Origin of the sequence: Micromonospora pisi, assembly GCF_003633685.1 — a bacterium.
Taxonomy (GTDB): Bacteria; Actinomycetota; Actinomycetes; order Mycobacteriales; family Micromonosporaceae; genus Micromonospora_G; species Micromonospora_G pisi.
The window spans coordinates 6,525,753-6,538,237 of sequence record NZ_RBKT01000001.1 but is presented as its reverse complement, the minus strand read 5'-3'; the positions used below and the strand labels follow the sequence as shown (position 1 = coordinate 6,538,237).

11 protein-coding genes are annotated in these 12,485 nt (G+C 70.6%); 7 read left to right on the top strand and 4 right to left on the bottom strand.

Annotated elements, in window-relative coordinates; all coding sequences use genetic code 11:
• Positions 1-10 precede the first annotated feature (10 nt).
• Complete coding sequence (gene glgB / locus BDK92_RS28130) at positions 11-2,119, top strand: 1,4-alpha-glucan branching protein GlgB (RefSeq protein WP_121162653.1); 2,109 nt, start codon at positions 11-13, stop codon at positions 2,117-2,119.
• 72 nt (positions 2,120-2,191) lie between these two features.
• On the opposite strand, the gene BDK92_RS28125 is transcribed toward glgB, so the two are convergent.
• A complete protein-coding gene (locus tag BDK92_RS28125) occupies positions 2,192-3,079 on the bottom strand; it encodes an oxidoreductase (RefSeq protein ID WP_121162652.1) in 888 nt (295 codons plus the stop codon).
• A gap of 165 nt (positions 3,080-3,244) precedes the next feature.
• On the opposite strand from BDK92_RS28125, the gene BDK92_RS28120 reads away from it, so the two are divergent.
• From BDK92_RS28120 to BDK92_RS28105, 4 genes are all read left to right on the top strand, one after another.
• Positions 3,245-4,660, top strand: coding sequence for a cation:proton antiporter (locus BDK92_RS28120; RefSeq protein ID WP_121159404.1), 1,416 nt, complete (start codon positions 3,245-3,247; stop codon positions 4,658-4,660).
• Complete coding sequence (rnhA, locus tag BDK92_RS28115) at positions 4,599-5,072, top strand: ribonuclease HI (RefSeq protein ID WP_121159403.1); 474 nt, start codon at positions 4,599-4,601, stop codon at positions 5,070-5,072. Before BDK92_RS28120 ends, rnhA begins: the two co-directional genes overlap by 62 nt.
• Before the next feature lie 139 nt (positions 5,073-5,211).
• Positions 5,212-5,967 (top strand): SDR family NAD(P)-dependent oxidoreductase, encoded by a 756-nt coding sequence (locus BDK92_RS28110; RefSeq protein ID WP_211349390.1) that lies wholly within the window; start codon positions 5,212-5,214, stop codon positions 5,965-5,967.
• 178 nt (positions 5,968-6,145) lie between these two features.
• On the top strand, positions 6,146-6,523 hold the full coding sequence (locus tag BDK92_RS28105) for a MerR family transcriptional regulator (RefSeq protein WP_121159401.1): 378 nt from the start codon (positions 6,146-6,148) through the stop codon (positions 6,521-6,523).
• Between the two features lie 73 nt (positions 6,524-6,596).
• Here BDK92_RS28105 and BDK92_RS28100 read toward each other — a convergent pair whose 3' ends face one another.
• Complete coding sequence (locus tag BDK92_RS28100; RefSeq protein ID WP_121159400.1) at positions 6,597-7,124, bottom strand: AAA family ATPase; 528 nt, start codon at positions 7,122-7,124, stop codon at positions 6,597-6,599.
• 140 nt (positions 7,125-7,264) lie between these two features.
• Complete coding sequence (locus BDK92_RS28095) at positions 7,265-8,092, bottom strand: DUF72 domain-containing protein (protein ID WP_211349677.1); 828 nt, start codon at positions 8,090-8,092, stop codon at positions 7,265-7,267.
• 145 nt (positions 8,093-8,237) lie between these two features.
• Between BDK92_RS28095 and BDK92_RS28090 the strand changes: the two genes are divergently transcribed.
• Positions 8,238-10,832, top strand: a complete 2,595-nt coding sequence (locus BDK92_RS28090; RefSeq protein ID WP_170208710.1) for an ATP-binding protein — start codon at positions 8,238-8,240, stop codon at positions 10,830-10,832.
• Positions 10,833-10,903: 71 nt separating this feature from the next.
• Entirely contained in the window at positions 10,904-11,734 is an 831-nt protein-coding gene (locus BDK92_RS28085) for a class I SAM-dependent methyltransferase (RefSeq protein ID WP_121159397.1), read from the top strand.
• A gap of 47 nt (positions 11,735-11,781) precedes the next feature.
• On the opposite strand, the gene BDK92_RS28080 is transcribed toward BDK92_RS28085, so the two are convergent.
• Positions 11,782-12,417, bottom strand: coding sequence for a CGNR zinc finger domain-containing protein (locus tag BDK92_RS28080; protein WP_121159396.1), 636 nt, complete (start codon positions 12,415-12,417; stop codon positions 11,782-11,784).
• Positions 12,418-12,485: the final 68 nt, after the last annotated feature.

The following is a 12,485-nucleotide window of genomic DNA, read 5'->3' as shown; positions in this document are numbered from 1 at the left end:
GGATGGAACCCTGGACTCGTTGATCTCCGGTGTGGCGTACGACCCGCACGCCGTCCTCGGTGCGCACCCGCGCGACGGGCAGACCCTGATCCGCACCTGGCGCCGGGGCGCCCAGCAGGTCACCGTCCTGGTCGGCGACGACCGGCACCCGACCCGCCGGATCCACGACGAGGATGTCTTCGAGGCGACCGTGCCCGGCACCGTGCTCGACTACCGGGTCGAGGTGGACGGCAAGATCCTCGACGACCCGTACCGGTTCCCGCCGAGCCTCGGCGAGATGGACCTCCACCTGATCGGCGAGGGCCGCCACGAACGGCTCTGGACCGCACTCGGCGCCCGTCCTCGCGACGACGGCGGGGTTTCCTTCGCCGTCTGGGCCCCGAACGCCCGGGGCGTACGGGTGGTCGGCGAGTTCACCGGCTGGGGTGCCCACGAGGGCTGGCCGATGCGCTCGCTGGGCAGCAGCGGTGTCTGGGAGATCGTGGTCCCGGAGGCCCGCCCCGGCCAGACGTACAAGTACCGGATTCTGGGCCGGGACGGGGTCTGGCGGGACAAGGCCGACCCGATGGCCGCGCACACCGAGGTCCCGCCCCGGACCGCCTCGGTGATCTACCAGTCCGGTTACCGGTGGTCCGACGGCGACTGGCTCGCCGAGCGGGCACAGCGGCACCCGCACCAGGAGCCGATGAGCGTGTACGAGGTGCACCTCGGCTCGTGGCGGCCCGGTCTCGGCTACCGGGAGCTGGCCGAACAGCTCACCGCGTACGTCGTCGACCTGGGCTTCACCCACGTGGAGTTCATGCCGGTCGCCGAGCACCCGTTCGGCGGCTCCTGGGGCTACCAGGTCACCGGCTACTACGCCCCGACCTCCCGGTTCGGTACGCCGGACGAGTTCCGCCACCTGATCGACCGACTGCACGCCGCCGGCATCGGCGTCCTGCTCGACTGGGTTCCGGCGCACTTCCCCAAGGACGAGTGGGCGCTGGCCCGGTTCGACGGCACCCCCCTCTACGAGCACCCCGACCCGCGTCGCGGCGAGCACCCGGACTGGGGCACGTACGTCTTCGACTTCGGCCGTCGCGAGGTACGCAACTTCCTGGTCGCGAACGCGCTCTACTGGTGCGAGGAGTTCCACGTCGACGGACTGCGGGTGGACGCGGTCGCCTCGATGCTCTACCTGGACTACTCCCGCGAGGACGGGCAGTGGCTGCCGAACCAGTACGGCGGCCGGGAGAACCTGGAGGCGATCGGTTTCCTCCAGGAGACGAACGCCACCGTCTACCGGGAGCACCCCGGGGTGGTGATGATCGCCGAGGAGTCGACCGCCTGGCCCGGCGTGACCCAGCCGACCCACGGTGGCGGGCTCGGTTTCGGCTTCAAGTGGAACATGGGCTGGATGCACGACACCCTGAACTACCTGAGCAAGGAGCCGGTCCACCGGCAGTGGCACCACAACGAGCTGACCTTCTCCCTGGTCTACGCGTGGAGTGAGAACTACCTGCTGCCGATCAGCCATGACGAGGTGGTGCACGGCAAGGGGTCACTCGCCGGCAAGATGCCCGGCGACACCTGGCAGCGGCTGGCCAACACCCGGGCGCTGCTGGCGTACATGTGGGCCCACCCGGGCAAGCAACTGCTCTTCATGGGCAGCGAACTCGCCGACGACCAGGAATGGAACGTGGACCGGGGACTGAACTGGAACCTGAGCCACGACCCGGCGCGGGCCGGGGTGCAGCGGCTGGTCCGGGACCTGAACGCGAACTACCGGGCCAACCCGGCGCTGTGGAGCCAGGACACCACCCCGGACGGGTTCCGCTGGATCGTCGGCAACGACGCCGGCAACAACACGGTCGCGTTCATCCGGATCGCCGCCGACGGCTCTCCGCTGGTCTGCGTGGCGAACTTCTCCGCCGTACCGCACGAGGTGTACCGGCTCGGCATGCCGGTGGCCGGCGTCTGGCGGGAGGTGGTCAACACCGATGCCCAGACGTACGGGGGTTCCGGGGTCGGCAACCTCGGCTCGGTACGCGCCGAGCCGGTGCCGTGGCACGGCCAGCCTGCCTCGGCGACGCTCCGCCTCCCACCGCTCGGTGTGCTCTGGCTCCGTCCGACCCGCTGACCGGGCTCCTGCCGCCACCACCGACCTCGCTGCGCCGTCACCGTCCTGGTGGGCGCGTCGGTCCGGGCGGTGTCAGCTGGTGGTCGGGGTGACCAGGGCGGCGATCGCCGACTGACCGAGTTCGGTCGGGCTGTCGAAGTCGGTGGAGCGGCTGACCTCGGCCCAGCGGGAGGCTTCCTGGGCCCGCGACAGCGACGACTCCTCGGCCAGTCGCAGCGCGTCGGAGCCGAGCAGCAGACGCAGCGGCGGGTCGGGCAGTCCGACGATGCCGACGATGACCTGCGCCGCCCGCGCCGGGTCGCCCGGCTGCTGCCCGTCCACCTCGCGGCGGTACGCGTGGATCCGCCCGACGGTCTCCTCGTAGTCCGCGCCGACCTCGGCGACCCGCATCGAGGAGCCGCCCCAGTCGGTCCGGAACGCCCCCGGCTCGATGATGGTCACCTTGATGCCGAGCGGCCGCACCTCGTTGTTCAGCACCTCGGAGAACCCCTCGACACCGAACTTCGCGGTCTGGTACGCGGCCAGGCCGGGGGTGCCGCCGACCCGCCCGCCGATGGAGGAGAACTGGAGGAGGTGCCCGGAGCGCTGGCGGCGCAGCACCGGCAGGGCCGCCCTGGTGACGTTGACGACGCCGAACAGATTGGTTTCGACCTGTTCGCGGAAGTCCTCGTCCGAGGTCTCCTCGATCGGGCCGCTGTTGGCGTAGCCGGCGTTGTTCGCCACCACGTCCAGCCCGCCGAACGCGTCGAGCGCGACCTGGACGGCGGCACGGGCGGCGGCCGGGTCGGTCACGTCGAGCGCGACGGCGCGGGCCCGGTCGCCGTGGTCGCGTACGAGTTCGTCCAGTTGCTCGGGCCGGCGTGCGGTGGCGACGAGGTTGTCGCCGATGGCGAGCACCGCCCGCCCCAGTTCCCACCCGAGACCGCGTGAGCTGCCGGTGACCAGCCAGGTCTTTGCCATGGTCGAAATCCTTCCGTACGTGGTGCGGTCCCACGCCTCGTCCACAGAACTGGAAGAGTCCCTCCGATTCACGCTCTCCGGTCCGAACAGGCGTGGGCGAGCCCGAGACTGGGAAAGGGTTGCCACCACCTGCCCGATCCGGGGCGGCCAGGAGAGGGTGGTGGCGTGGAGCCGGTCGATGTGGCGTTCACACTGGTCGGGCTCGGCGCGCTGCTCGCCGGTGTCCTGCCCCGGATGCTGGAACACCGGCCGCTCTCCATGCCGATCGCCTTCCTCGGGCTCGGCATGCTGGTCTTCCTGCTGCCGACCGGGCTGCCGAGCCCCGATCCCCTCGCCCACCCGCAGTTGACCACCCACCTCACCGAGATCGGTGTGATCGTCGCCCTGATGGGCGCCGGGCTGAAGATCGACCGACGGGTCGGCTGGCGACGCTGGTCCTCGACCTGGCGGCTGCTGGCGATCGGCATGCCGCTCTGCATCGCCGGCGTAGCCCTGCTCGGCTGGTGGTGGGCGGGACTGGTGCCGGCCGCCGCGCTGCTGCTCGCCGCCGCGCTGGCGCCGACCGATCCGGTGCTCGCCGCCGACGTACAGGTGGGTGAACCGACCGACGTCGAGGACAACGAGGACGAGGTGCGGTTCGCGCTCACCTCGGAGGCCGGTCTCAACGACGGGCTCGCCTTCCCCTTCGTGTACGCCGCGATGGCCATCGCCACCACGGGCGTCGCCACCAGCCTCGGCCCGGTCGACTGGCTCACCCGATGGCTCACCGTCGACGTCGCCTACAAGATCGGCGTCGGGATCGGGGGCGGGCTGCTCGTCGGCTGGCTGCTCGGCAAGCTCTTCTTCCGCGCCCCGTCCAACCTGCGACTCGCCCGGCACGCCGAGGGGTTCGTCGCCATCGCCGCCACCTTCCTCGCGTACGGGCTGATCGAGGTGATCGGCGGGTACGGCTTCCTCGCCGTCTTCTTCGCCGCGCGGGCGATCCGGGCGGCGGAACGGACCCACGAGTTCCACGGGGTGCTGCACAACTTCGCCGAGCAGATCGAACGGCTGCTCACCGTACTGCTGCTGCTCTTCCTCGGCGGCGCCGTGGTCGACGGGCTGCTCGCCCCGCTGACCTGGCCCGCCGCCCTGGCCGGGCTGGCCCTGGTCTTCGTGATCCGGCCGGTCGTCGGCTGGCTGTCGCTGCGCGGGGCGCCGGGGCGTCCCGCCGAGCACTGGGTGATCGCGTTCTTCGGCATCCGGGGCGTCGGCTCGTTCTACTACCTCGCGTACGCCACCGGGCACGCCGACATCCCGCAGCTCGACCTGGTCTGGGCGACGGTCGCCCTGGTGGTGATCGTCTCGGTGGTGCTGCACGGGATCGCCGCGACCCCGGTCATGCGCCTGCTCGACCGGAACGACGAACGCGCGCCCGTGACCACCGAGCGGGAGCCGGCGCCCACCGGCACGGCGGCGGGCGCAACGGTCGGCGTGGCGGGTCGGAGGCCCGGGTCGGCCGGACCGGTAGATTGCCGGCATGACGGACCAGCCGGCCGAGAAGGTCGTGACCATCTACACCGACGGCGCGTGCAGCGGTAACCCCGGGCCGGGCGGCTGGGGTGCCGTGTTGCGCTACGGCGAGCACGAGCGGGAGCTGTACGGCGGCGAGTCGACGCCGACCACCAACAACCGCATGGAGCTGATGGCCGCCATCCAGGCCCTGGAAAGTCTCACCCGCCCGGTGGTCGTACGCCTGCACACCGACAGCACGTACGTCCGCAGCGGCATCACGAGTTGGATGGCGAACTGGAAGCGCAACGGCTGGCAGACGTCGGCGAAGCAGCCGGTCAAGAACGCCGACCTGTGGCAGCGGCTGGAACAGGCGGTCAAGGAGCACCAGGTGGAGTGGCTCTGGGTCAAGGGGCACAACGGCGACCCCGGCAACGAACGCGCCGACGCCCTCGCCAACCGTGGTGTGACGGACGCCCGAAGCGCGACGTCGAGCCGCTGAGCACATGCCCAAAGGCGGGCAGGGGCGAGTGCCGAACGTCGAATGACGGGCATCACAGCTGTCGGGGTTGACCCTGACACTAATGTCAATCTTTAGCTTCGGCTGAGTAAGTGAAGTCAGCTGAACTAAGGAGATCGTCGTGTCCCAAGCCCTGACAGGACGCACTGCGCTCGTGACCGGAGGATCGCGGGGTATCGGTGCCGGGATTGCCCGTGAACTGGCACGTGAAGGTGCAAACGTGGTAATCACCTACCGGAAGTCGCGCGAGCAGGCGGAAGAGGTTGTCGCCGACTTGGCTGCTCTTGGCGCGAAGGCGTTTGCTGTGCAGGCGGACCAGTCCGTTCCCCACGAGGCGTCTACCGCAGTCGAGCAGGCTGCCGAGTTCCTGGGCGGCCAGATCGACGTGCTGGTGAATTCTGCTGGAGTCGCCGTTATGGGCACAGTCGACCAGTTGGACCTGAAGCTTCTCGACGGGGTTCAGCAGATGATGGCCACGAACGTATTGGGCACCATCGTCACCACGCGTTCCGCATCGCGGTACCTGCCTGATGGTGGGCGCGTCATCTTGGTGGGAAGCATTGTCGCCCACCGCATTCCCAGCCCTGGCGTTGCCGAATACGCGGCGAGTAAGGCAGCGATCGACCAGCTCGGTCGCGGATGGGCGCGCGACTTTGGCCCGCGCGGCATCACCGTCAATGTCGTGCAGCCCGGGGCGGTCGACACGGACATGAACCCGGCGGACGGGCCGAACGCAGCCGCTCAGGTGGCCATGACGCCCCTCGGGCGCTTCGGCACCACCGACGACATCGCAAAGGCGGTCACCTTCTTCGCCAGCGATAAGGCCGCGTTCATTACGGGCTCACTGTTGACCATCGACGGCGGATTCAGCATCTGACCCGATAGCGACACTCGCAACGTACGAAGCTCCGCTGCCAGAGACGACGGTCGACGGCACCGGAGCTTCGCCGCGCCGATGCTGGCACGGACTGGGAAAACCCGAATTTGCCATTAATGTCAAGGTCAAGCGGAGACGGGGCCGTCGTCCCGAATGACAAAAGGGCAGGTGGGGGTTGATGAAGATCGGGGACCTGGCGGCGAGGACGGGAGTTGCCCCCCGACTGCTGCGCTACTACGAGCAGGTCGGCATCCTGCACCCGTTCCGGTCGAGCAACGGGTATCGGACGTACGGGGAGCCGGCCATTGACCGTGTGCTGCAGATCCGCGAGCTGCTCGAAGCCGGCCTGACGACAGAGATGATCCGTGAGGTTCTGCCGTGCCTGGAGGCTGAGACGGAACGTCCGGGTAGCCGCCATTGTCCAACCGTGAAGGACCTGGACGGACTGCGACGTCAACTCGCCAGGATCGAGCGACGCATCGACGTTCTGCAGCGCAACCGTCAGGCGATCAAAAACTACCTCAGCGCATGGGAAGGGGTAGAGGCCACGACGTGACGACCCCGGCCGAAGGGCCGTCATGCGCAATGGAACGGCTGGCAGTTCCTCCAACCGGGCCGTCACCACCAGATCAGATGGCTCGACTCCTGACGGCCGCTGCGATCTGTAGGGCGGCCTGGGCGGGCGTGAGGTGTGTGGTGTCGACGACCTCGGCCTCGCCGTGTAGCCATGTGCGGGCCGCCTCCGCGTACGGATCGAGGTATTTGAGGCGGAACGGTGAGGGGATGGGGTGTTCCCCCTCGATACGCCTGCGGAGGGTGTCTTGGTCGGCGTGGAGGACGAAGTGCCTCACCGGGATGGCATGTTGGGCGAGGCCCACGCTGATCTCGCGCCAGTACTGCTCGACCAGGACAGTCATGGGCATCACCAGCACGCCGCCGGTGTAGTCGAGCACGCTGCGGGCGGTCTCGACGACGAGCTGCCGCCACGGCGGCCAGTGCTGGAAGTTGTCCGTCGCGGGCAGCCCTGGTGTGATGTCCATGAGTGTCTCGCCGACCTTCTCGGCGTCGAACACCCGTGAATCCGGGATCAGTTGCTGCACGAGTGCACTGGTCGTCGTCTTGCCCGCACCGTGGGTGCCATTGATCCATACGATCATGGAACCCGATGCTAGCGCCGTGGGCCGCGGAAACGGGCGGTCGTGACGCACCCCGACGGGTTGCAGGATCTCTGTCCGGGCGACCGATACGATCGTGATGCGGTCGGAGTCAGGACGTTCGGGCAACCTGCTGGGAGTGGTCAGAAAAGGGTCAGCGGCTCGACCGGTAACGGCTCGGGCAGCGCCTCGAGTTCGGGAACGCGGGCCCGTACCTCGTCGTGGAAGCGGCGGGCGAGCATGGGCGCGTCGGCGTTGTCCGGGGTGTGCACGAACATGGTCGGCGAGCGGCCCTCGCGCAGCCACCCGGCGGTCACCTCGACCCAGTGCTGCCAGCCCTCGATCGTCTGCTCGTGGGCGTCCCGGCCGAGGTAACGGACGATCGGCTGATCGGTCAATCCGATCGACCGGCGCGGCATCCTCGGCTTCTTGGTCCACGCCTCCCGTTCCGCGTCGCTGGTCGGCGGGGTACGGAAGAACGCGGTGGTGTCGAACGGGATCCATTCGGCGCCCACGCCGTTGAGCACCCCTTCGAGCAGCGACGCCGAGCGCGGCTCGTCGAAGAACGCGGGGTGACGGACCTCGACGGCGTACCGGTGGGAGGTCGGGAGCCGGCGCAGGAAGCGGGCGAGTACGGAGACGTCAGCGGGAGCGAACGATCCCGGCAACTGGATCCAGAGGGCATGGGCCCGTGGTCCGAGTGGCTCGATCGCGTCCAGGAAAACCCGGAGCGGCTCGTCGACGTCGGCAAGACGGCGTTCATGCGTGATGGATTTGGGAAGTTTCAGCACAAACCGGAAGTCGGGATCGGTCTGCTGCGCCCACGACATCACGGTCTCCCTGGTCGGGGTCGCATAGAACGTGGTGTTCCCCTCGACCGCGTCGCACCAGGCTGCGTAGTACCGCAGGCGCTCCTGGGCGGGAAGCGGGTGCACCGAGACGCGCCCCTGCCACGACTTGTGGGTCCACATCGCGCACCCCACGTGCAGACGCATGATCCCGATCCCTCCCAACGCACACCGCCCCGAGCAGCGTAGTTGCCAGTCGGCGGAGCTGGCACGGCGTACCCGATCGGCTGGCGTCCGGCGCCGGGCGACCGTGACAGGCTGGACCACGATGGACGTGCAGGAACGGGCCGGCGCGCTGGACGAGCTGGACAAACTGCTGGTCGCCAGCGCGACCGAGGGGCGGATCGCGATCGTCTCCGGCGAGGCGGGGGCCGGCAAGTCCACGCTCGTCGACGTCTTCGCGAACCGGGTCACGGCCCGCGCGTGGCTGGTCTGGGGACAGTGTGACCCGCTGCTGACCCCACGCGCGCTGGGACCACTGCACGACATCGCCCGCCAGGTCGGCGGGGCACTCGCCGAACGGCTCGCCGGGGTCGACGCCGAGCAGCGACCCGACACCGTCTTCGACGCCTTCCTCGACCTGCTCGACGGCCCCCGGCAGCGCCGACGCCCGGTGGTGGTGATCGAGGACCTGCACTGGGCCGACGGGGCGACGCTGGACCTGCTCGGGTTCCTGGGGCGACGGCTGTCCCGGTGCCGCGCGCTGCTGATCCTCACCTACCGCGAAGACGAGGTCGGGCCGCTGCACCCACTGCGCCGGGTGCTCGCCGCCCTGCCGCGTACGGTGACCCGGAGGCTGCCGCTCGCCCCGCTGACCATCACCGCGATCGGCCACCTCGCCCGGCACAGCGACCGGTCGGCGAACGAGATCTACGAGGTGACCGGGGGCAACCCCCTGCTGGTCACGGAGGTGCTCGGGGCAACCGGTACGGAGGTGCCGGCAACCGTCACCGACCTGGTCCTCGGTCGCCTCGCCACGGTCTCCGTACCGGCGCGTGAGGTAGCGGCACTGGTCTCGGTGGTGCCCTCCGGGGCCGAGCCGGCGCTGCTGGAGTCCTGTGCCACGACAGCGGTCGAGGAGTGCCTGGCGCGCGGGGTGCTGGTCGCGGCCGGAGACCAGGTGGCGTTCCGGCACGAGCTGCTGCGCCGGGCGATGGAGCGGTCGCTGTCGCCGGCACGCCGGGCCGCCCTGCACGCGACGGTGCTGGCCACCCTCGCCCGCCGACCCGGTGTCGACCCCGCCCGCCTGGTGCACCACGCCCACCACGCGGACGACGCGGCGGCCGTACTGCGCTGGGTCCCGGTGGCGGCGCAACGGGCCACGGCGGTACGGGCGTACCGGCAGGCCGCCGACCACTACGCCACCGCGCTGCCCCGCTCGGTCGGCCTGCTTCCCGCGCGGCGGGCGGAACTGCTGGAGTCATACTCGTTCGCGGCCTACCTGGCCGGACTCGGCGAGGCGGCCCTCGACGCACGCCGCGAGGCGCTGACGCTGCGCGAGGACGGCGGCGACGCCCTGCGGATCGGCGACAACCTGCGCTGGGTGTCCCGGCTCGCCTGGTGGACCGGGCGGACCGGCGAGGCGCGGAGCGTCGCCCGGCAGGCGGTCGACGTACTGGAGCGGGTGCCGCCGGGTCGGGAGCTGGCGATGGCGTACAGCAACGTGTCGCAGTTGCACATGCTCGCCAACGAGGAGACCGAGGCGATCGAGTGGGGCGAGCGCGCGCTCACCCTCGCCGGGGAACTGGGCGATGTCGAAACTCAGGCACACGCACTCGTCAACGTGGGGTCCGCGCGGCTGCAACGCGGCGAGACCGCCGGTGCCGCGCAACTGGACCGGGCGCACACCCTGGCCGCGACCGCCGGGCTCGACGACCACGCGGCGCGGGCGCTGGTCAACCTCGGCACCTTCGCCGCCGACGGGTGGGACTTCGTCCTCGCCACGGACGCGCTCGACCGGGCGCTGCGCTTCACGACAACCCGGAACCTGGACGGGTACGCCCGGCACCTGCTGGGGTACCGGGCCCGGATCCGGCTGGTCCAGGGCGACTGGGCCGCCGCGCGGGCCGACGCCGAGCAGGCGCTCGTCGGGATCGACAAACCCGGAGTCAGCCTGGTGCCGGCGCTCGCCGTGCTGGGCTGTCTGCGGTCGCGCCGCGGGGAACCGGAGGCACTCGCCGTCCTGGAGCTGGCCGCCGCCCTGGCCGGCCGGGCCGACGAAATCCAGTACCTCGCGCCCACCTCGGCGGCGCTGGCCGAGCACCACTGGCTCGCCGGCGAGCCGCGACAAACCGCCGACGCCGTACGCGACAGCTTCGCCCTGGTACGCGAGGCGGGGCTGCCGTGGTCCGTCGGCGAGCTGGGCTTCTGGCTGTGGCGGGCCGGTGAGCCGGTCGACGTACCGGACTGGACGGCGGCGCCGTACCTGATGTTGATCCGGGGCGACTGGGCCGGCGCGGCGGCGGAGTTCCAGCGGCGGGGTTGCGCGTACCCGAGGATCGAAGCGCTCTCCCACGGCGGCCCGGCGGCTGCCGCCGAGGCGTTGGCTGCCCTGGCCCGGCTCGGGGCGAACGCCGCGGCCCGGCGGCTGCGCGCGGTGCTGCGCGAGCGGGGCGTCGCCGGGGTGCCGCGCGGTCCACGGGCGGCAGCCGGCGCCAACGCGTCCGGCCTGACCCCGCGCCAACTGGAGGTGGTGGCGCTGCTCGCCGACGGGCTGAGCAACTCCGAGATCGCGCTGCGCCTCTCACTTTCCGCCAAGACGGTCGACCACCACGTGTCGGCGGTCCTCGGCAAGCTCGACGTGACCACCCGGGGCCGGGCGGCCGCAGCGGCCCGGCGCCTGGGGCTGGTGCCGCCAGAATAGGGAGTTCTCCCCATTCGTGACCGGCGGGCCCGCGCCTAACGTCCCCGCCAGACACCAACAGAGGGGACACCATGACCACCATGCTCGACCTCAGCGCGATCAAGGCCCGTCAGCAGAAGACCTGGGCCAGCGGGGACTACCACGCGGTCGCCGCGCGCATCTATCCGATCTCCGAACTGCTCGTGGCCTCGGCCGACCTGCCGGCCGGTGCGCGGGTCCTCGACATCGCCACCGGCAGCGGCAACGCCGCCCTCGCGGCGGCCCGCTGCGGCTGCCTGGTGACCGGCCTCGACTACGTGCCGGAACTGCTGGCACGCGGGGAACACCGGGCGGCTGCCGAAGGGCTGACCGTGGAGTTCGTGGTGGGGGACGCCGAACGGATCGGGTATCCGAACGGGGCGTTCGACGCCGTCCTCTCCGTCGTCGGCGTGATGTTCGCGCCCGACCAGGAGCAGGCGGCGGCGGAACTGGTACGCGTGTGCCGGCCGGGCGGCACGATCGGGCTCGCCTGCTGGACGCCGGACGGCTTCATCGGTGACCTGTTCCGCGCGGTCGGCCGGCACGTACCGCCGCCGAAGGGGCTGCGCGCGCCGGCCGAGTGGGGCACCGAACAGCGGCTCGACGAACTGTTCGGGACGGCGGTTACCAACGTACGGGCGACCCGCCGCGAGTTCGTCTTCCGGTTCGCCACACCCGAACAGTTCGCCGACTTCTTCCGGGAGAACTACGGGCCGACGTTGAAGGCGTTCGAGGCACTCGGCGCGGGCCACGGTGGACCGCTCCACGCCGACCTGGTCGAGTTGGCGCGGCAGTGGAACGTGGCGACGGACGGCACCGTACGCATCCCGTCGGCGTACCTGGAGGTGGTCGCGGAGCGGGCCGGCGACGGGCGTACCCGATAATCTCGCTTACGCTTGTTCGGGGTTTCCTGGCTTTGCCTATCCGATGGTCAGCGGGCCGAATCGGGTGACGTGTCCATCGGCGCCTCGTTCGCATTGCGGCGGGCGCGCAGCGCCCGGACCTTGTGCCGATTTCCGCAGGCCTCCATCGCGCACCACCGGCGGCGTAGCGACCGCGAAACGTCCACGAAAATGAGGTAACAGTCGGGGGCGGAGCATTCCCGGATCCGGTCGGCGTGCGGGCCGGTGAACAATTCGACGGCGTCCCGGGCGATGGTGGACAGCGCCTGGGCGCCGTCGGCCGGCAGTTGCCAACCGCGCGTGGCCGTCGGGGTGATCTGCGGCACGAGCGGTGCGGGCAGGGCCGCCCGGTTGACCTCGTCCAGATCTTCGGCCCGCCGCGTCTCACCGCGCGCGCAGGCGCGGGTGAGCTGCCAGAGCGCATCCCGGAGCCGACGCGCCGTCTGGACATCGTCGGAGGTGACCCGGACGTCGGCGGGGTCGAGCCGGAGGCGGGAGAGGGAGAGCCAGTTGGCCAGGTCGCTCGGTTCGTGCAGCACGTCGTAGCGGGCCAGCACGCCGGGCCCCCCGGCAGTGAGCAGGTCCAGGCAGAGCGTGCCGGGGTCGAAGAGGTACGGGGTGCCATCCGGCGTACGGAGTACCAGCCCGGTTGCTGCTGCGATCATGTAACCACTATATTCGGCACGCCATGAAACCGGTGTCAACGGTTACAGACTTTCGGGGCGGGATGGAT